This is a genomic window from Streptomyces sp. NBC_01476 (assembly GCF_036227265.1).
GTDB lineage: Bacteria > Actinomycetota > Actinomycetes > Streptomycetales > Streptomycetaceae > Actinacidiphila.
Genome location: NZ_CP109446.1, coordinates 4,424,783 through 4,443,643 on the forward strand (window position 1 = coordinate 4,424,783; position 18,861 = coordinate 4,443,643).

The window sequence follows — 18,861 nt, forward strand, 5'->3', positions numbered from 1 at the left end:
GGATGAGCATCAGTAGGGACCTGTTGGAGAAGGACCTGTACAAGGTCCTCGGCGTCCCGAAGGACGCCACCGACGCGGAGATCAAGAAGGCGTACCGGAAGCTCGCCCGCGAGTTCCACCCGGACGCCAACAAGGGCGACGCGAAGGCCGAGGAGCGCTTCAAGGAGATCTCCGAGGCGAACGACGTGCTCTCCGACGCCAAGCGGCGCAAGGAGTACGACGAGGGCCGCGCGCTCTTCGGCAACGGCGGGTTCCGTCCGGGGCCGGGCGCGGGCGGCCCCGGTGGCTTCAACTTCGACCTGGGCGACCTCTTCGGGGGCGCCCAGGGCCCCGGCGGTACGGGCACCGGCGGTCAGGGCGGCGGCTTCGGCGGCGGCCTCGGCGACGTGTTCGGCGGCCTGTTCAACCGCGGGGGCACCACCCGGGTGCAGCCGCGGCGCGGTCAGGACATCGAGTCCGAGGTGACGCTGAGCTTCACCGAGGCGGTGGACGGGGCCACGGTCCCGCTGCGGATGTCCTCGCAGGCCGCCTGCAAGGCGTGTTCCGGCACCGGCGACAAGAACGGCACCCCCAGGGTCTGCCCGACCTGCGTCGGCACCGGACAGGTCTCGCGCGGCGGCGGTGGCGGCTTCTCCCTCACCGACCCGTGCGTGGACTGCAAGGGCCGCGGCCTGATCGCGGAGAACCCCTGCGAGGTCTGCCACGGCAGCGGGCGGGCGAAGAGCTCGCGCACCATGCAGGTCCGTATCCCCGCGGGGGTCACCGACGGGCAGCGGATCCGGCTGCGCGGCAAGGGCGCGCCGGGCGAGCGCGGCGGCCCGGCCGGCGATCTGTACGTCGTGGTGCACGTCGGGCGGCACCCGGTGTTCGGCCGCAAGGACGCGAACCTCACGGTGACCGTGCCGGTCAGCTTCGTCGAGGCAGCGCTCGGCGGGGAGATCAAGGTGCCCACCCTCGGTGGGCCGCCGGTCACCCTCAAGCTGCCCCCGGGCACCCCCAACGGCCGTACGCTGCGGGCCCGTGGCAAGGGCGCGCTGCGCAAGGACGGTTCGCACGGCGATCTGCTGGTCACCGTCGAGGTGGCGGTGCCGGAGAAGACCGAGGGCAAGGCGCTCGACGCACTGGAGTCCTATCGGGAAGCCACCGCGGACGCCGATCCGCGGGCGGAGCTGTTCAAGGCCGCAAAGGGAGCGTGACGCGATGAGCATCGACGGCCGTATGGGTGGTGGGGGCCCGGCAAGCCCCCGGGGACGCAATCCTTACCAGCTCACCGAGGAGTCGGCGGTCTACGTCATCTCGGTCGCGGCCCAGCTGTCGGGGCTGCACCCGCAGACGCTCCGCCAGTACGACCGCCTCGGCCTGGTCTCGCCCGACCGTACGGCGGGGCGCGGCCGGCGTTACTCGGCCCGCGACATCGAGCAGCTGCGCGAGGTGCAGCGGCTGTCGCAGGACGAGGGCATCAACCTGGCCGGCATCAAGCGGATCATCGAGCTGGAGAACCAGGTGACCGCGCTGCAGGCGCGGGTCGCCGAGCTCACCGCCGCGGTCGAGGGCGCCGCGGCCGTCATCCAGCAGCGGGAGGCGGCGGTCCACGCCTCCTACCGCCGCGACCTGGTCCCCTATCAGGACGTCCAGCACACCAGCGCGCTGGTGGTCTGGCGCCCCAAGCGCGACGGCTGACCGGCCGGCCTGCTGAGCACGGCATCGGCCCGCACCCCTTGAGGGGGTGCGGGCCGATGCCGTGTTGGGGCCGTGGGGCTCTTGGGGCCGTGTCCTAGGAGCTTTCGGGGAGCGGGGCAGGGGCCGCGTGGGCGGTGGCGCCCGCCGCGCTCTCCGCGACCACCGGCGACGGCTCCGTCGTGCCCCGGTCGAGCGCCCCGCCGACCAGGGCCAGGCCCAGGCCCGCGACGGCCAGGGCGGCGCCGACGAGGGAGGGCGAGGCCCAGCCCCAGCCGGCCGAGATGACCAGGCCGCCGAGCCAGGCGCCGCCCGCGTTGGCGAGGTTGAACGCCGAGTGGTTGGAGGCGGCGGCCATGGTCGGCGCCTGCTCGGCCTTGGCCATCAGCAGCATCTGCACCGGAGTGGTGATCAGCGCGCCCACCGCGCCGATGAGGAAGACGCAGATCAGCGCGGTCGCGAGCAGATGCACGCCGTAGTAGAAGGCGAAGAGCGTGGCCGCCATGATGACCAGGCCGCCGTAGAGCGTCGGGCGCAGCGCCCGGTCGGTGAGCGGCCCCGCCACCAGGGTGCCGGCCGTCATGCCGACGCCGTAGAGGGCGAGCACAAGGGTCGTGGAGCCCTCGGCCATGCCCGTGAGATGGGTGAGCATCGGCACCAGGTAGCTGTAGACGGCGAAGGTGCCGCCGAAGCCGACCACGGCGGTGGCCAGGCCGATGCCGACCTGCCGGTTGGCCATCGCCCGCAACTCGTGCCGGATGCCCGCCGCCTGGCCGCGCGGCTGCAGCGGGATCAGCAGCGCCAGGGCGGCCAGCGCGATCAGACCGATCACGCCCACCGCGAAGTAGGCGAACCGCCATCCGAAGTGCTGGCCGAGCGCCGTGCCGGCCGGGACACCGACGATGTTGGCGACGGTCAGTCCCAGGAACATCATCGACACCGCACGGGCGGCCCGTTCCGGCGCCACCAGCCGGGAGGCGACCACCGCGCCGACCCCGAAGAGCGCGCCGTGCGGCAGCCCGGCGAGGACCCGGGCGGCGAAGAGCGTGCCGAAGTTGGGGGCGAGCGCCGAGGCGGTGTTCCCGATGACGAAGAGGCCGGCCAGCAGCAGGAGCATCCGCTTGTGGGCGATCCGCGCGCCGATTCCGGTGAGCAGCGGGGCGCCGACGACGACCCCGAGGGCGTAGGCGGACACCAGGTTGCCGGCGTGCGGGACGGACACACCGACGCCGTCGGCGATCTGCGGCAGCAGACCCATCGTGACGAACTCGGTCGTCCCGATGCCGAACGCGACGATCGCCAGGGCGAGCAGGGCCAAGGGCATGGCGGGGAGACCTCCGGGTGAGCAGCGGCGTTCCGGGGGCATCAGGGCACGGATCCCGCCCTCCCCCGTCCGGGTCCGCGCGGAGCCCCATCGCTCAGCGCACGCGAAACCAGGGACCGGCGTACCGGTCCCGGTAGCTGAAAGAGGCGCGGTCGCCCCCGCATTCCCGTTTCGCCGGAATCCGGGACATGACGTACGCCACACGCCTCCATGGACACCGCGGACGCCGAACGGACGCCGAACGAACACCGTGCGGACGCTGCGCAGACGCTGTGTCAGGCGTTGCCCATTGCCCGGGTCAGGGCGATCTCGATGACGACGCGGTCGGGGTTGGGCGCGGGGGTGCGGCCGTAGCGGTCGGCGTACCGGCTGACGGCGTCGGCGACGCGGGCCGGGTCCTCGCAGACCGTGGCGAGCCCTTCGAGGGTGGCCCAGCGGCGGCGGTCGACCTGGCAGACGGCGACCGGCGTGCCGGTGGGACCGGCCGCGCGGACGTGCGCGGCCTTGGCGCTTGCCCGGTTGGTGATGACGCGGGCGAGCCCGGCCTCGGGGTCGTAGGTGACGCCGACCGGGACGACGTGCGGGGTGCCGTCGAGGCGCGGGGTGGTGAGCGTGCAGAGGTGGTGCTCGCGCCAGAAGGCGAGGTAGCCGTCTTCGGGGGCGCGCGGATCAACAGGTGCCATGAGGACGACGGTAACCGCCGGCGCCCCGGGCCTCGGGGCGCCGGTACGGCCGGGCGTGCCGGTACAGCCAGCAGGCCGGTGCTGCGCGGCGCCCGGCACCCCGAGCATCCCGGCAACGGGCGCCCGGCACCCCCGGCGCCCCTGCCGCTCTTAAGGGCGCCGGCGCCGCCGCTGCCGTACGGGCAGCCCCAGCCGTACCGGCAGCGCCGCGACGCTGTTGCCGATGAAGCCCGGCAGCGGCGGCAGTTCGGCGTCCGGGACGGTGAGGGTGAGGCCCGGGTTGGCCGTGTACAGCTCGCGCAGCGCGATCACCGCTTCGAGCCGGGCCAGCGGGGCGCCCAGGCAGTAGTGGGCGCCGTGGCCGAAGGAGAGGTGGCGGCTCGCCGGGCGGGTGATGTCGAAGCGGTCGGCGTCCGGACCGTACTCGCGCGGATCACGGCCGGCGGCGACGTACCCGGCCAGCACCGGGGTGCCGCGCGGGACGGTGACGCCGTCCACCTCGATGTCGGTGGTGGGGTAGCGGAACGGGAAGTTGGCGACCGGGCTGTCCCAGCGCAGGGTCTCCTCGACGACCGCGTCCCAGGAGACCTCGCCGGCCAGCACCAGGGCGAGTTGCTCCGGATGGGCGCACAGGGCGCGGATCGCGTTGGTGATCAGGTTGAGGGTGGTCTCGTGCCCGGCGACGATCATCAGCAGCAGGGTGCCGGTCAGTTCGGCGTCGTCGAGCCGTTCCGCGCCCCCGTCCAGGGTGTCGTCGCGGGCCGCTATCAGCGCGCTGGTGAGGTCCTCGCCGGGCGCCGCCCTGCGGTCGGCGACGACCTGGGCGAGCACGTCGTGGATCCTGGCCTGCGCCGCCATCGCGTCCGCGGCCGTACTGGAGGTGCTCACCAGGGTGTGGGTCAGGGCGTGGAGTTCGTCGCGGTGGTCGAGGCCGACACCGAGGAGTTCGCTGATCACGCCCATCGGCAGCGGGTACGCGAAGTGCTCGCGCAGGTCGACCACGCCGTCCACGTCGGTGTGTCCCGGCAGGGCGGCCAGCAGTTCCCCGGCGAGTCTGGCGATCCAGGGGCGCATGGTGGCGACCCGGCGCGGGGTGAACGCCTTGGTGGCGAGGCCGCGCAGCCGCCGGTGGTCGTCGCCGTCGGCTGTGGTCATGCCCTCGACCAGGGCGAAGGCGTTGAGCTGCCACTGGGCCGGGATCCGGCCCTCCTGATAGGCGGCGAAGTGCCGGGCGTTCTTGGCGACTTTGGGGTCGGCGAGGAAGTCCCGCAGCTCCTGGTAGCGGGAGACGACCATGCCCGGTACGCCGTCGGGCAGCATCACCGGGCAGGCGGCCGCCGCCTCGCGCAGCGCGTCGGCGTCCGCGTGGACGGCTGCGCCGGACGGGTCCATGGTGTGCGCAGAGGTCATGGGAATCCTCACGAGCGGGGACGTACGGAGGTACGGGCGCGCGGAACTCCGTTGATCTCCCGCGGAGTTGTGGCCGCATTCTTGCACCGGGGCGAGGATTTCTTCAACGATCACACAAAATCCGACACCGGTCACGGGACCCTGAGCCCGCCGGGCGGCGCCACCGCCGTGCCCGGGGGCCGGAATCGCACCCGAACCAGCCTTGAGTGGAATAGACTCAACTTACTGCATGCTGATGATGGCAGGAACCGTACGAGGGAGGACACCACGCCCGTGGACGCCGAGCTGACCAACAAGAGCCGGGAAGCACTGAACGCTGCCAACACCCGGGCCGTCGCCGAGGGAAACCCGGACCTGACGCCCGCGCACCTGCTGCTCGCCCTGTTGAGCGGCACGGAGAACGAGAACGTCCTGGACCTGCTGACCGCCGTCGGCGCGGACCCGCAGGAAGTCCGCACCGGCGCCGGGCGCCTGGTGGAGACGCTGCCCAAGGTGCAGGGCTCCACCGTCGCGCCGCCGCAGGCCAACCGCGACCTGCTCGCGGTCATCGCCGACGCCGCGCAGCGCGCCAAGGAGCTCGGGGACGCATACATTTCCACCGAGCACCTGCTGATCGGGATCGCCGTCAAGGGCGGCCCGGCCGCGGAGCTGCTGGCCGGACAGGGCGCCAAGGCCAAGGCGCTGCTGTCGGCGTTCGAGACCGCCAGGGGAGGGCAGCGCGTGACCAGCCAGGACCCGGAAGGCACGTACAAGGCGCTGGAGAAGTACGGCACCGACTTCACCGCGGCCGCCCGGGAGGGCAAGCTCGACCCGGTGATCGGCCGTGACCAGGAGATCCGCCGGGTGGTCCAGGTGCTCTCCCGCCGCACCAAGAACAACCCGGTGCTGATCGGCGAACCCGGCGTCGGCAAGACCGCCGTGGTGGAGGGCCTGGCCCAGCGGATCGTCAAGGGGGACGTGCCCGAGTCGCTGCGCAACAAGCGGCTGGTCTCGCTCGACCTCGGCGCGATGGTGGCCGGCGCGAAGTACCGCGGCGAGTTCGAGGAGCGGCTGAAGGCCGTACTCGGCGAGATCAAGGACAGCGACGGCCAGATCATCACCTTCATCGACGAGCTGCACACCGTGGTCGGCGCGGGCGCCGGCGGCGACTCCGCGATGGACGCGGGCAACATGCTCAAGCCGATGCTGGCCCGCGGCGAGCTGCGGATGGTCGGCGCCACCACGCTGGACGAGTACCGCGAGCGGATCGAGAAGGACCCGGCGCTGGAGCGGCGCTTCCAGCAGGTGCTGGTCGCCGAGCCGAGCGTCGAGGACACGGTGGCGATCCTGCGCGGCCTCAAGGGCCGTTACGAGGCCCACCACAAGGTGCAGATCGCGGACTCGGCGCTGGTCGCCGCGGCCACTCTCTCCGACCGTTACATCACCTCCCGCTTCCTGCCGGACAAGGCCATCGACCTGGTGGACGAGGCCGCGTCCCGGCTGCGGATGGAGATCGACTCCTCGCCGGTCGAGATCGACGAGCTGCAGCGCGCGGTGGACCGGCTGCGGATGGAGGAGATGGCGCTCAAGAGCGAGACCGACCCCGGCTCCGTCCAGCGGCTGGAGAAGCTGCGCAAGGACCTCGCCGACCGCGAGGAGGAGCTGCGCGGCCTCAACGCCCGCTGGGAGAAGGAGAAGCAGGGCCTGAACCGGGTCGGTGAGCTCAAGGAGCGCCTCGACGACGTCGTGACCCGGATCGAGCGCGCCCAGCGCGACGGCGACTTCGAGTCCGCCTCCAAGCTGCTCTACGCCGAGAAGCCGAAGCTGGAGGCGGAGCTGGAGGAGGCCACCCGCGAGGAGCAGGAAGCCTCCAAGGAGACCATGGTCAAGGAGGAGGTCGGCCCGGACGACGTGGCCGACGTGGTCGCCGCCTGGACCGGTATCCCGGCGGGCCGGCTGCTGGAGGGCGAGACGCAGAAGCTGCTGCGGATGGAGGAGGAGCTGGGCAAGCGGCTGATCGGCCAGACCGAGGCCGTCCGCTCCGTCTCCGACGCGGTCCGCCGCTCCCGCTCCGGCATCGCCGACCCGGACCGCCCCACCGGCTCGTTCCTCTTCCTCGGCCCGACCGGCGTCGGCAAGACCGAGCTGGCCAAGGCGCTCGCCGACTTCCTCTTCGACGACGAGCGGGCGATGGTCCGCATCGACATGAGCGAGTACGGCGAGAAGCACTCGGTGGCCCGGCTGGTCGGCGCCCCGCCCGGATACGTCGGCTACGAGGAGGGCGGCCAGCTCACCGAGGCGGTACGCCGCCGCCCGTACAGCGTCGTGCTGCTCGACGAGGTGGAGAAGGCGCACCCCGAGGTCTTCGACGTACTGCTCCAGGTGCTGGACGACGGCCGCCTGACCGACGGCCAGGGCCGTACCGTCGACTTCCGCAATGTGATCCTGATCCTCACCTCCAACCTCGGCAGCCAGTACCTGGTGGACCCGACGATCGGCGCGGAGCAGAAGAAGCAGCAGGTGCTGGAGACGGTCCGGGCGTCCTTCAAGCCGGAGTTCCTGAACCGGCTGGACGACATCGTGGTCTTCTCGGCCCTCGACCGGGACGAGCTTCGCCGGATCGCCCGGCTGCAGACCGACCGGCTGGCGACCCGGCTGCGTGACCGCCGGCTCACCCTGGAGATCACCGACCCGGCGCTCGACTGGCTGGCCGCCGAAGGCAACGATCCGGCGTACGGCGCCCGCCCGCTGCGCCGCCTGATCCAGACCGCGATCGGCGATCCGCTGGCCCGGGCGATCCTGTCCGGCGAGATCGTCGACGGCCAGACCGTACGGGTGGACCGGGCCGCCGACGGCCTGATCGTGGGGCCCTCCACCGGTCCGGACCTCACGAAGTAGCGCCGCCGGCCGCCGGCCGACGCCTGGTCCGTGCCCGGTCCGTGCCTTGGTCCAGGACCGGTGCGTGCCTTGGTCCAGGACCGGGACATGCCGCCGGGATCCCGCCGCGGGACCGCCGACCCCCGCCGATACGCCCAGCGCGTATCGGCGGGGGTTGTCACTTGTGGGTGCGGATGGGGGAGGATGGCAAGGGAAACGTCACGAAGGGACTTCACGGTGAGCATCGATCCGTCCTCGATTCCTGATTTCGGGGGCCAGCCGGACCCCGAGCAGCCCGGAGCCGCCCCCAGCGTGGTCATCCCGGACCAGGAGCTGGTCAAGCAGCTCCTGGAGCAGATGGAGCTGAAGTACCTCGTCGACGAGGAGGGCGACCTGGCGGCGCCCTGGGAGGAGTTCCGCACCTACTTCATGTTCCGCGGTGAGGGCGACCAGGCGGTCTTCGCGGTGCGGACGTTCTACGAGCGTCAGTACAGCGTCGACGACAAGCCGCACCTGCACGAGGTGATCGACGACTGGAACCGTCGCACCCTGTGGCCGAAGGTGTACACGCACACCCACGACGACGGCAGCGTCCGGCTGATCGGCGAGGCCCAGACCGTGATCGGCATGGGCGTCAGCCTGGAGCACTTCGTCTCCAGCACGGTGAGCTGGGTGCGCGCGTCGATCGAGTTCGACAAGTGGGTCGGCGAGACGCTCGGCCTGGAGAAGGACGCGGACAGCGCCGAGGGCGAGGGCGACGGGCCCGCGGAGGACTGAACCGCGGGCCGCCCTACAGCGGCACGGTGACGACGGTCAGCAGATAGGCCCCGTAGCCGAGTGAGGTCCCGGCCAGCGCGACCACCGCCACGGCGGCGGCGCGCGGCCGGGCCCTGACCAGCGCCGCCGCGCACGGCACCAGCAGCGGGAAGGCCGGCAGCAGGAAGCGCGGCTTGCAGGAGTAGAAATTGGCGCCGCCCAGCGCGATGGCCACCAGGACCGCCGAGTAGACGAAGAGCGGCAGCGGCATCCGGTCCAGCAGCGCCAGCACCAGCAGGACCACCGCCGCCGCGGACAGCGCGGTGGCGACGTAGGCGCCGAGCGTGTCGGGGAAGAGCACCAGGTGCTTGACGTACCGCATCGCGTACAGCCCGAAGTCGTACGTCGAACCCCAGCGCCGCTGCACCTCGAAGTAGCCGTGCAGGAGTCCGTGCGTCCCGCCCTCGGTCCGCACGCCGACCCAGCCGACATAGCCGAACCAGCCGAGCGGTGCGATCACCGCGGCGAGCCAGGCGCGCGGCTGCTGCCGCAGTCCCCCGCGTTTACGGTGCCAGGCGTCGGCGAGCACGGCCGCGGCGACGGCTGCCGCGACGGCGGCGGCGTTCGGCCGGCACAGGCCCGCCAGGACGCTCAGCAGGCCGGCGGTGAGCCAGCGGCGGGTGACCGTGGCGTAGAGCGCCCAGGCGGCCAGCGCGCACATCATCGGCTCGGTGTACGCCATCGACAGCACGACCGCGTGCGGCAGCAGACCCCAGATCAGTACCAGGGCGGTGGCGAGGCGGCGCCCGTAGCAGTGGTCGACGACCGCGAAGATCCCCCAGGCGGCCAGGGCCGCGCTGACCCAGGCCACCAGCAGGGCGCAGGCGACCGAGCCGACCGGCAGCACGGTGTTCACCGCCCGCACGGTCATCGGGTACAGCGGGAAGAAGGCCAGGTCGCTGTAGCGCATGCCGGGGGCTTCCCAGCTGGGGATGAAGGTGCCGTAGCCCCAGTCGGCGATCCGGTGGTACCAGAGGCCGTCCCAGCCCAGCCCGAGGAGGTTACGGGGGTGCTCGCCGCGGTGCCGGGCCCACAGGGTGACGACGACGAGGCCGGCCAGCCGGGCGGCGGTGAAGACGATCAGGGCGGGGAGCGCGCGGCGGGCGGCGGCGGTGAGGGCGGGCGGCGGCAGGGGGCGCGGGCCGCGGCGGGGCGGGGTGAGGGCAGGGCCGGGCGCCGGTTCTGTGCGGGGGTCGGCGACCGGGCCTGCGGTGGACAAGCGGGGGCTCCTTGAGGGGGTGGGGGAGGGGTGGGTGAGGGGGGTGGGTGCATATCGTTTTGTGATCGGACAAAACGACTATCGGGGGTGGGGGGTGGTGGGGCGGGGAGACACGCGAGGGGGTCGCTCGGATGGGGTTTGGGGGGTGGGGGGTGGAGGTCGGGGTGGTGGGGCCTTCGGGGGTGGCGCGGGTTGAGGTGGAGGGTGTTCTTCGTGACGGCGGGGGCTTCGAGGTGCCGGGGGGCTTCGGGACGGCGCGGGCCGGGGTGGCGGGGAGCTTCGGGACGGCGGGGTCCTTCGGGGTGGCGCGGGCCGAGGTGACGTGACCGGGGTGGCGGGGTCCTTCGGGACCGCATGGGCCTTCGAGGTGGCGGGGCCGAGATGGGCGGGGGTCCTTCGGGACCGCATGGGCCTTCGAGGTGGCGGGGCCGAGATGGGCGGGGGTCCTTCGGGACCGCATGGGCCAAGGCGGCGGAGGTCCTTCGTGACGGCGGGGGTCTCAGGTGGGGCGCCGAAAGTCGGGGGCGGGCGCCCGCGTCCCCGTCATAGGCTCTGGCCATGGCTTCCGCACCGCGTGCGCTGGGCTTTCCGGCGCAGACCTCCGCCCTCCGCCCGCTCACCCTCGACGTCGACGGGGACCTCCATCTGCGGCCGTTGCGCGAGAGCGACAAGGCGGCGGTAACAGAGGCGATGACGGACCCGGGGATACTCCGCTGGGCCGCCGGCCTCGGTGTCAACGCGGCGCCGCCCGACGAACGGGCCCGGATCTGGCTGCTGCCGCGCGTCTCCGGCTGGTCCATCGGCACCGCGCCCTTCGGGATCACCGACCTGGCCGGGGGCGACCTGCTCGGCTACGTGAGCCTGCGCGACGTCAACCGGACGCCCGGCCAGGCGGTGGCGGCGTACTGGGTGACCCCGGCCGCCAGGGGCCGCCGGGTGGCTGCCCGGGCGCTGAACGCGGTCGCCGCATGGGCGTTCGCCCCGACCGCGCAGGGCGGTCTCGGCCTCCACCGCATCAGCCTCGACCACTCGCTCACCAACGAGGCGTCCTGCCACGTCGCCACCGCCGCGGGCTTCCGCACCGAGGGCACGACGCGTGAGTCCTTCCTCGACCCGGAGGGCATCCGCCACGACTCCCACGTCCACGGCCGCCTCGCCACCGACCCCCGCCCGCCCCTGACCCCACCCCGCGCCTGATCCCACCCCGCCCCTGATCCCCGGCCGCAGGATTCCCGGCGGTTCGCCCGCTCGGGCGGGCGGCAGCCGGAACGCCGGGCGCCCTGCCGGCGGGCCCGGCACACCGGGAGACAGACCCCGGCGGCGGCCCGGAGCGCCAGGTGCCCTCCGGGAGGACCGGCTTGGGCAAAGTCCGGACGCCGGGGCCCCGCCGGAGGACAATCACGGCGCATGGCCATCGACTACCGCAAGCGTCCCAAGGCGCCCGCCGCCGCCATCAGCCTGGAGAAGGTCGCCGACCGTGCTCCCGGCCTCGTCAACCTCTACAAGACGGCCGCGGTCTCGCTGGCCAAACACCGGGTCAGCGGCCGGCGGGCCGCCGTCTACCTGGTGCTGGACCGCTCCGGCAGCATGCGCCCGTACTACCGCGACGGCTCCGTACAGCACCTCGCGGAACAGACACTCGCCCTGGCCGCCAACCTCGACGACGACGGCGTGGTCCCGGTCGTCTTCTTCTCCACCGGTATCGACGGCACCGCCGAGATCAGCCTCGACGCGTACCGCAACCGCATCAACCCGCTGCACGAGTCCATGGGCCACATGGGCCGTACCAACTACCACGTCGCCATGCAGGCGGTCATCGACCACTACGCCGCCTCCGGCGCCACCGACCCGGCCTTCGTCGTCTTCCAGACCGACGGTTCCCCGACCTCCAAGACGGCCGCGGAGCACGTCCTGTGCACGGCCGCGAGGCTCCCCATCTTCTGGCAGTTCGTCGGCTTCGGCGACGACGAGTTCCGCTTCCTCCACAAACTCGACGACCTTCCCGTCCCCCACACCCGCGTCGTCGACAACGCCGGCTTCTTCGCGGCCGGCACCACCCCCACCGCCATCTCCGACCCGGACCTCTACGACCAGCTCCTCAACGAGTTCCCCCAGTGGCTCACCGCAGCCCGCGACGCGGGCGTCCTCAAGAACTGAGCCGGGGGGCCGTCAAAGAAGGTGCCCCCGCCGCGTTCACCCGGCTCGACGGCGAGGTCGAGGCGGCCCGGCAGCCGTTGCGGCGCGACGGCACCAGTGACCGGCCGGGCGTTGGCTCTCTCATCCCCAGGTGTGCAAAAATCACACACATGGATGCTGCGAAGAGCTGGGCCGAGGTCGGCGAGCGCATCGCTGAAGCGCGCCTGGCCGCGGGTTTGAGTCAAGGCGACCTCGCAACGCGGATAGACCTCGATCGCACCGCGATCGTGCGTATAGAGGCCGGGGACCGACGCATCACAGCTCTTGAGCTCTTTCGCCTGGCTGAAGCCTTGGGCGTACCGCTGGCTCACCTCGTGTCGCGTCCTCCGCAAACACTCGTCTCTCGCCGGAGCGCACTGGAGGAGACCCCGGACGAGGCATCGCGTGACCGGTACCGCCTGGATGCGCGGCTTGAGGAGCATGCTCGCCGCGCCCAATGGCTGGTTGACCATGGCTTCCTCTCCCCTCCGGTGCCTGATCTCACCGTGCAGCGCACAGCGGACACCATCGATCCCGTTGCTCTGGCCACTGCTGCTCGAAGGGCGGCGGGCTGCCCCTCCGGACCTCTGGGGGCAATGGCCGATGTCCTTGAGCGGATGGGCCTGTATCTGACCGCAGTGGACGAAGAAGCCGAAGGCGCGTCGCTGTTGCTTCAGGGTTACGGAGTGGCTGTGATCAGCGGCCGTGCGCAGCCGGGCAGGCGCCGTTGGACCGCAGTCCACGAGCTTGGGCATCACTTGATGCAGGACGAGTATCACAGTGATGCCGGCGTAGCGGCCGGGCGCGATGAGCGTGAACGTCTGATCGACCAGTTTGTTGAAGAGTTCCTGCTGCCTGCGGCCGACATGCGTGCATTCTGGAGAAGTCAGGAGTCCGCCGGCACGCCTCGGGCGACGATGATCGACTTGTCTGCCTCGTACCGGATTTCTTGGAGCGCTGTCGTTCGCCGGGCGCGCCACTTGCATTTGATTGATCCGGACGAGGCCAGACGCTACAAGGCGGATGCGCCGGTACGTGGTGATTTCTTGGCGGCCCACGGAAGCCAGCCGATTCCTGACCTGGAAATTGGCGTGACCGGGACGCAATGGCGGCAGGCGACTCTGTCCGCCTGGTCTCAAGGTGCTGTCACGGCGCCTCGGGCGGTCGAACTTCTTTATGGCGCCCTAACGGAGAGCGAGCTCCCCGGTCGGAATCTGGAGGAGAGTCTGCCGTGACGTCTGCCTCTCAGTCGGCGACATCGTCTCCTCCGGTGCTCGTCTGGGACACGTCTCCTGTCTTTCATGCCATCAAGGCCGGCAAGATCGAGATTCTGGGCGACATCGCTCAGAACGGGCAGGGCTGTGCGCGCCGGAACGTCACCACCCAGGCCGTCATCAGTGAGATCAACAGTTACCGGCTGTCGCTGGCCGACATGGAATGGCTGGAGGTCGTCCACGTGGACGACCTGGCCGAACTCGAAGCTCTGGTCGCATGGATGAGTCGGGTCTCCGGAGCCAAGTCGAATCACGGCGAGGCCACGGTTTTAGCCTGGGCCGAGATACATGGCGGAAAAGCCGTTATTGATGACGGCGACGCTCGCCGTATCGGCCGCAGGGAAGGGCTCGATGTCTGGGGCTCTCTACGGGTCGTGGCCGAGTCTGTCTCTTCGGGTTATACCACCCCGTACGTTGCTGCAGCCCTGGTCGACGCGATGATCGATTCGGGTGCCAGATATCCGTGCGCTCGAGGACAGTTCATCAACTGGGCCAAACTGAAGGGTCTCCTGTGATGAGGGTGGTCAGTTCGTGGAAGCCCCGGATGAGTTGTCTCTTCTGCTGAATGCTCAGTTGTTGAAGGCTTTGCGGAGGCGTTCGGCGGCGTCCTGGAGGATATCGGGTTTTTTGCAGAAGGTGAAGCGGACTTGGGTGCGGCCGGCGGTGGGGTGGTCGTAGAAGACGGAGTTGGGGACGGCGACGACGCCGCATTTTTCGGGGAGGGTGCGGCAGAAGGTGAGGGCGTCGACGCCGGGGGCGAGGGTGGCGATGTCGGTGGTGATGAAGTACGTGCCCTGTGGCTCGAAGACGTGGAAGCCGGCGTCTCGCAGGCCGGTGGCCAGCAGGTCGCGTTTGGCTTGGAGGCCGTCGCGGAAGCCGGTGAAGTACGTGTCGGGGAGGGCCAGGGCCTCGGCGACGGCGTACTGGAAGGGGCCGGCGCTGACGTACGTGAGGAACTGCTTGGCGGTGCGGACGGCGGCGACCAAGGGAGCGGACGCCGTCACCCAGGCCACTCCGTTTTCATACACTCATTCGCATGTCGCGCACCAGGCCCGCCAGGGGCACCACCAGCCACGACGTCGCCGGTGAGCCGTCGGCGGTCTACTGCCGCATATCCCAGGCGGACGACGACGACCAGACCGGCGTCGACCGCCAGGAGCGGATCTGCCGGGAGATTGCCGAGCGCAGGGGGCTGGTGATCAACCCGGCCCACGTCTTCGTGGACAACAGCCGCTCCGCCTGGAGCCGCAAGCGGAAGCGCCCCGGCTGGGACCGCTTGCTCGAAGACGCCCGTGACCGCGGCTTCCGGCACATCATCGCCTACCACCCCGACCGGCTCATGCGGCAGCCCCGCGACCTGGAGGAGCTGCTCCAGGTCTCCGACGACCACGCGATCACTCTCCACGGAGAGGCGAACCGGCGGGACCTCTCCGACCCCGACGACCGGTTCATTCTCCGGATCGAGGTCGCGCACGCCTGCCGGTCCTCGGACGACACCTCGCGCCGGTTGAAGTCCGCGATGCAGGACCGCGCTCGGGAGGGCAAGCCGCAGGGCGGTGTCCGGCGGTTCGGCTACGCCAAGGGCGGCATGACGATCGTCGAGGAGGAGGCGGAGATCGTCCGGGAGGTGTTCGACCGCTACCTGAAGGGCGAGGGCGCGGCCCCGCTCGCGAAGGACCTCCATCGCCGGGGCATCCCCACGGCCGGTGGCAAGGCCTGGACCGCCGGGAGCATTCGTGGCCTTCTCGACTCCCGGCACGTCGCCGGCATCCGCATGCACCAGGGCGAGGAGGTCGGTCCCGGGACCTGGCCCGCGATCATCGACGCAGGAGTGTGGGCGGAAGTGAGGGCTCGGCGCGAGTTCCGGTCGGCGGCCCACAAGGAGGCGCTCAGCAGGCCCCGGCAGTGGTACTACCTCCTACGCGGCCTGGTCATGTGCGGGCGCTGTGGGACGTTGATGTCCGGCACGGTCAAGACGGCGGGCCCTGCGTATCAGTGCAATCGTCGAGGGCGGAACGACGAGAAGAAGTGCTCCCGGGCGATCGTGGCCCCGACGCTGGAGGACTTCGTCAGCGACGCCGCCGTCAAGCTGCTTGGCGAGCTTCGGGTGGACGGTCGGCTTGCCAGCAGCAACCTCTCCGAGGGTGTGGCCGAGGAGGTGGAGGACGACCAGCGCCAGCTCGCCGAGCTGAACGACATGTGGACGGCGAAGGAGCTGTCCACGGCGGAGTACCGGAAGATGCGCAAGGAGATCACTGACCGTATCGCCAAGGCCCAACGCAAGGTCGTCGTCCGGCCGATGGTGCTCCTCGACGGACTCACCGGCACGGGCGCACGGGCCGCCTGGGACGCCGAGGAGATGACGGACGAGCGTCGCAACGCCGTGCTGAGGTTCCTGTTCTCCGGTGTTGTCATCGCCGAACCGAAGAAGCTCGGCCGCTACATGGACTGGGACCGGATCAGCATCGAGCAGAACCCGCTGTAGTGGACAGTTGCACGCAGCTGGCTCATGGCCCCGCTGCGGCGCTGGGCTGGACCCACTGGAGCATCTGCTCCATGACGGTGGTGGGCAATGCTGGGTGCCGGGCTGCCGTCTGTGCGGTGTCGGTGTCCCGCAGCAGCCGGATCAGCACCTGTGCGGGCAGGCTGGGGTGCTGGGCGGCCGCGTGGCGTACGCGTTCGTGCGGGTCGTCAAGCAGGCGCACCGCCGATTCGGGTGTCAGCCGAGGGTCGGTGGCGGCTCGGTGTCGAACTTCCTCATCACTGTCCCGGCTGAACCGTTCGACCAGAACGGCTGTCGACTCCGGGTCGTCCAAGGCGAGTTGGCGCATCCGTGGGTTCGCGTCGTCGGCGTGACGGAGCAGGTCGCGGCGGGGGAAGTTCGGATGACCGTGGGGGCGGTCGGGGGTGCTGAGGCTGCCGGTCCACCACTGCCACACCCTGAGCAGCATGTCCGCGGGCGCGTCGTCGCAAGATTCCGCGAGAAAGAGCTGGACGACACGGTCTTCGTCGCCGGCAAGGCGTTCGACGACGTCCGACGGGAGGTGCTGTGCCCGGGCGACGCTCCTGCGGACGAGGGGGTGGGTAGAGGCGGCCAAACGGCGCATGGCGTCGGGATCCTGGTGAAGTGCCATGACCCAGTCGAGCGGGTAGTGGTGGCCGCGCGAGTCGAAGTCGATTGGAATGGAAGCCCGCTGTTCCTCGGTGAGGTCGGAGCGTACGGCCACCACGGACCGAACGCTCGCGTCGGGATCATGGGAAAGGAGGCTGACTAGGTCCGGTTCCAGGTGCGGATTGCCCGCTAGGGAGCGACGCTGAGCCGGATTGCCGTGGTGGGCCAGGTGTTCGGCGAGGCCGTGCTCCAGACGGCATGCGCCCAGCGCGCGGTCGGTGAATTCCGTGGTCTCAAAGACCGACCGAGGCATCGGGTGCTCCTGGTGGTATTGGAGCAGCGCTTCAACGCGGACCTTGCCGGAGGAATCGTTCAGCAGCGCGTGCCGGGCCGGAGTGTCCAGATGAGGCCAAGCCCTCCGGCAGGCCGAGGCTCGCACGGACGGGTCGACGTCGGCGGCCAGGGCGGTGAGTATCCGTACGGGCAGGCCGGGAAGGCGAGCGGTCTCTTCGCGGACCCGCGCGGAAGGGTCCGTAGCGAGCTGCTCGTACGCGGAGCCGCTGAGTTCGGCATGCCGGTCCGCCGCGAGCATGGTGAGGATCCACCGGTGCCGGGATTCCTGTTCTCCCAGGATCAGGCGGCCCCACTGTTCAGCGGTGATGTTCGGCTGGGCCTCGGCCAGCAGCTGCCGCAGCTTCCACTCCGGGTGGGCCATGGCCGCCTCGACGACCGCCGTCGGCAGGGGGCGCCACAGGAGGTAGTGCGACAGGCCCAGGAGGCGGGCGCGGAGGTCATCGGGTGTGGCCAGGTTGAGGGCCAGCCCGTGCGCCCACTTCTCGCGCAGTCTCGTTGAGGGCTTCGGTCCTTGAAGCAGCCCTGCCCAAGCAGTTTCCCGTTCCTGAGGGGTTTCCTGGGCTGCCGCCCGAGCGGCTGCCTCCTGCCGCTCTGCGATGTGGTCCAGCAGGGTGAACCAGATCTCGTCCTCTTCGGTGGTAACCCCGATCAGGACGCTGCCGTCCGTCGAGAGGGTGACGAACTCCGGCTGTCCGGGCCGCTCACCGAGGACTCCGGCGAGGTCCCACTGACCAGTGAGCCGCACCCGTGTCCAGCGCCTGGGGGCACTTCCTGTCCAGCGGCCGGCGACATCGATGAGGAATACGCCGTCCTCGCCCATGACCCCGCTGTCGGCCGCCAGCCGGTGCCACTGTGCGTTGAGCTCGGCGATCAGGTCGGGCAGGTCGTCCCGCACGGCCACGGTCGGTTTGGCGCTGCCCGAGATGACCGGTCGCCAAGCTGCTCGGGGCGGCAGTACCTCCTCGATCTGCCGGCCCCCTACGACTTCCAGCCCCGCACGCTGCAACAGCCCCATGAGCTCGTCTTTCCCACCCGCCATGCCGCCCATCCTGCCCGAAGCGGCTCTCTGCTTTCCCAACTACTGGTGGGGAGCAGACTCCATTGCACCGCAGCGTGGGTCAGGTGGTGCGGGGCCGGGGCACGCTCGGGCCTGCAAATAAGCGGTCACGCCGGATGCAGCACAGCCGTGGCGATCTCGCGCACGCGGTCATGCGTGATTCCGGTGCGCTGTTCGACGGCGAGGGGGTGGTCGGTGGGCTCCAGTTCTATGAAGGGACGCGCGCCGACCGGTCGCGTATGGGCGTTGGTCTTCAAGTCCGTCGTGCTCTCGGTGTAGAGCGCGAGCTCGGTGCTGAGCCAGCCGAAGTAGGGCTTCTCGGCCTCGCGGCCCTCCGTGTTCCAGACCTTGAGGGCGCGGGCGAAGTTGTCCTTGCTCAGGGAGACCCATACGCCCCATGAGAAGACGTCCTCGCTGCCGATCACGGGTATCTCGATCAGGCCCCTGATGAAGAAGTGCTGGCCCCTGATCACGCACTGGTCGGACGACAGCATGCTGTCCGGGTCATTCTCGAAGCGGGGCTCCCAGACGTCGGGAGCCAGGGTCGAGTAGCCCATGGGGGGCTCTGCATGGTGGTCGCCGCAGCGTGAGCATGTGAAGCCGAGATCGTCAGACATGGCGGGAGCCTAGCGACCGCCCAGCTCCGGGGGCCGCCGTACGGCGCTGGCACCGCCCGGGCTCAGCTGTCGGTGGCCACTGCGAGGATTCCCGGAATGCTACGCGAGGAGATCACATGGGCATCTGGGACATAGGCCAGGGCCTCGGCAAAGTCGTTCTGTAGTCCTGTGACGTGGGGTTTTGTGGGTGGAAGAGGTACGCGGACGTGTTCCGGTCCGGTTGGATGGAGGTTCCTACGCCTTCACGTCCGACCAGGGGATCACGCCCGCGCCATGTCATCGTCCCT

15 protein-coding genes and 1 pseudogene are annotated in these 18,861 nt (G+C 70.7%); 9 read left to right on the forward strand and 7 right to left on the reverse strand.

Annotated elements, in window-relative coordinates:
- Positions 1 to 2: 2 nt before the first annotated feature.
- Both dnaJ and OG552_RS19320 read left to right on the forward strand, forming a co-directional pair.
- On the forward strand, positions 3 to 1,196 hold the full coding sequence (dnaJ, locus tag OG552_RS19315; RefSeq protein ID WP_329134580.1) for a molecular chaperone DnaJ: 1,194 nt from the start codon (positions 3 to 5) through the stop codon (positions 1,194 to 1,196).
- 4 nt (positions 1,197 to 1,200) lie between these two features.
- Complete coding sequence (locus OG552_RS19320; protein ID WP_329134583.1) at positions 1,201 to 1,680, forward strand: heat shock protein transcriptional repressor HspR; 480 nt, start codon at positions 1,201 to 1,203, stop codon at positions 1,678 to 1,680.
- A gap of 94 nt (positions 1,681 to 1,774) precedes the next feature.
- Here the strand turns inward: OG552_RS19320 and OG552_RS19325 are convergent, their stop codons facing one another.
- The 3 genes from OG552_RS19325 to OG552_RS19335 all read right to left on the reverse strand — a co-directional run bounded on the left by OG552_RS19325 (position 1,775) and on the right by OG552_RS19335 (position 5,094).
- A complete protein-coding gene (locus OG552_RS19325; protein WP_329134586.1) occupies positions 1,775 to 3,001 on the reverse strand; it encodes an MFS transporter in 1,227 nt (408 codons plus the stop codon).
- Positions 3,002 to 3,276: 275 nt separating this feature from the next.
- Positions 3,277 to 3,684: a pyridoxamine 5'-phosphate oxidase family protein gene (locus OG552_RS19330; protein WP_329134588.1), complete on the reverse strand. Its 408-nt coding sequence runs from the start codon at positions 3,682 to 3,684 to the stop codon at positions 3,277 to 3,279.
- A 150-nt stretch (positions 3,685 to 3,834) separates the two neighbouring features.
- The gene (locus tag OG552_RS19335) at positions 3,835 to 5,094 is read right to left on the reverse strand and encodes a cytochrome P450 family protein (RefSeq protein WP_329134590.1); all 1,260 of its coding nucleotides are present in this window, start codon (positions 5,092 to 5,094) and stop codon (positions 3,835 to 3,837) included.
- Between the two features lie 273 nt (positions 5,095 to 5,367).
- Here OG552_RS19335 and clpB point away from each other — a divergent pair, with 273 nt between their 5' ends.
- The gene (gene clpB, locus OG552_RS19340) at positions 5,368 to 7,971 is read left to right on the forward strand and encodes an ATP-dependent chaperone ClpB (protein WP_329134592.1); all 2,604 of its coding nucleotides are present in this window, start codon (positions 5,368 to 5,370) and stop codon (positions 7,969 to 7,971) included.
- Positions 7,972 to 8,187: 216 nt separating this feature from the next.
- Positions 8,188 to 8,727 carry a YbjN domain-containing protein gene (locus OG552_RS19345; protein ID WP_329134594.1) on the forward strand — a complete coding sequence of 180 codons (540 nt, stop codon included), beginning with the start codon at positions 8,188 to 8,190 and terminating at the stop codon, positions 8,725 to 8,727.
- 13 nt (positions 8,728 to 8,740) lie between these two features.
- Here the strand turns inward: OG552_RS19345 and OG552_RS19350 are convergent, their stop codons facing one another.
- On the reverse strand, positions 8,741 to 9,985 hold the full coding sequence (locus OG552_RS19350) for a hypothetical protein (RefSeq protein WP_329134596.1): 1,245 nt from the start codon (positions 9,983 to 9,985) through the stop codon (positions 8,741 to 8,743).
- A gap of 558 nt (positions 9,986 to 10,543) precedes the next feature.
- On the opposite strand from OG552_RS19350, the gene OG552_RS19355 reads away from it, so the two are divergent.
- From OG552_RS19355 to OG552_RS19370, 4 genes are all read left to right on the forward strand, one after another.
- Positions 10,544 to 11,182, forward strand: coding sequence for a GNAT family N-acetyltransferase (locus OG552_RS19355; RefSeq protein WP_329134598.1), 639 nt, complete (start codon positions 10,544 to 10,546; stop codon positions 11,180 to 11,182).
- Between the two features lie 210 nt (positions 11,183 to 11,392).
- Positions 11,393 to 12,142, forward strand: coding sequence for a vWA domain-containing protein (locus OG552_RS19360; protein WP_329134600.1), 750 nt, complete (start codon positions 11,393 to 11,395; stop codon positions 12,140 to 12,142).
- A 149-nt stretch (positions 12,143 to 12,291) separates the two neighbouring features.
- Positions 12,292 to 13,395, forward strand: coding sequence for a helix-turn-helix domain-containing protein (locus OG552_RS19365; RefSeq protein ID WP_329134602.1), 1,104 nt, complete (start codon positions 12,292 to 12,294; stop codon positions 13,393 to 13,395).
- A gap of 35 nt (positions 13,396 to 13,430) precedes the next feature.
- The gene (locus OG552_RS19370) at positions 13,431 to 13,949 is read left to right on the forward strand and encodes a hypothetical protein (RefSeq protein ID WP_329134604.1); all 519 of its coding nucleotides are present in this window, start codon (positions 13,431 to 13,433) and stop codon (positions 13,947 to 13,949) included.
- 54 nt (positions 13,950 to 14,003) lie between these two features.
- Here OG552_RS19370 and OG552_RS19375 read toward each other — a convergent pair.
- A pseudogene (locus tag OG552_RS19375) lies at positions 14,004 to 14,447 on the reverse strand (aminotransferase class I/II-fold pyridoxal phosphate-dependent enzyme); the annotation flags it as partial.
- A gap of 23 nt (positions 14,448 to 14,470) precedes the next feature.
- Between OG552_RS19375 and OG552_RS19380 the strand changes: the two are divergent.
- Positions 14,471 to 15,919, forward strand: a complete 1,449-nt coding sequence (locus tag OG552_RS19380) for a recombinase family protein (RefSeq protein WP_329134606.1) — start codon at positions 14,471 to 14,473, stop codon at positions 15,917 to 15,919.
- Positions 15,920 to 15,941: 22 nt separating this feature from the next.
- Here OG552_RS19380 and OG552_RS19385 read toward each other — a convergent pair whose 3' ends face one another.
- Positions 15,942 to 17,939: a PE-PGRS family protein gene (locus OG552_RS19385; RefSeq protein WP_329134607.1), complete on the reverse strand. Its 1,998-nt coding sequence runs from the start codon at positions 17,937 to 17,939 to the stop codon at positions 15,942 to 15,944.
- A 125-nt stretch (positions 17,940 to 18,064) separates the two neighbouring features.
- Entirely contained in the window at positions 18,065 to 18,514 is a 450-nt protein-coding gene (locus tag OG552_RS19390) for a DUF2199 domain-containing protein (RefSeq protein ID WP_329134611.1), read from the reverse strand.
- Positions 18,515 to 18,861: the final 347 nt, after the last annotated feature.

Bases quoted from the DNA above. Each gene is read 5' to 3' on its own strand.
- OG552_RS19365 (WP_329134602.1), top strand. From the start codon at position 12,292: ATGGATGCTGCGAAGAGCTGGGCCGAGGTCGGCGAGCGCATCGCTGAA.
- OG552_RS19320 (WP_329134583.1), top strand. From the start codon at position 1,201: ATGAGCATCGACGGCCGTATGGGTGGTGGGGGCCCGGCAAGCCCCCGG.
- OG552_RS19390 (WP_329134611.1), bottom strand. From the start codon at position 18,514: ATGGGCTACTCGACCCTGGCTCCCGACGTCTGGGAGCCCCGCTTCGAG.
- OG552_RS19360 (WP_329134600.1), top strand. From the start codon at position 11,393: ATGGCCATCGACTACCGCAAGCGTCCCAAGGCGCCCGCCGCCGCCATC.
- OG552_RS19355 (WP_329134598.1), top strand. From the start codon at position 10,544: ATGGCTTCCGCACCGCGTGCGCTGGGCTTTCCGGCGCAGACCTCCGCC.
- dnaJ (WP_329134580.1), top strand. From the start codon at position 3: ATGAGCATCAGTAGGGACCTGTTGGAGAAGGACCTGTACAAGGTCCTC.
- OG552_RS19330 (WP_329134588.1), bottom strand. From the start codon at position 3,684: ATGGCACCTGTTGATCCGCGCGCCCCCGAAGACGGCTACCTCGCCTTC.
- OG552_RS19380 (WP_329134606.1), top strand. From the start codon at position 14,471: ATGTCGCGCACCAGGCCCGCCAGGGGCACCACCAGCCACGACGTCGCC.
- OG552_RS19335 (WP_329134590.1), bottom strand. From the start codon at position 5,094: ATGACCTCTGCGCACACCATGGACCCGTCCGGCGCAGCCGTCCACGCG.
- OG552_RS19385 (WP_329134607.1), bottom strand. From the start codon at position 17,939: ATGGCGGGTGGGAAAGACGAGCTCATGGGGCTGTTGCAGCGTGCGGGG.
- OG552_RS19325 (WP_329134586.1), bottom strand. From the start codon at position 3,001: ATGCCCTTGGCCCTGCTCGCCCTGGCGATCGTCGCGTTCGGCATCGGG.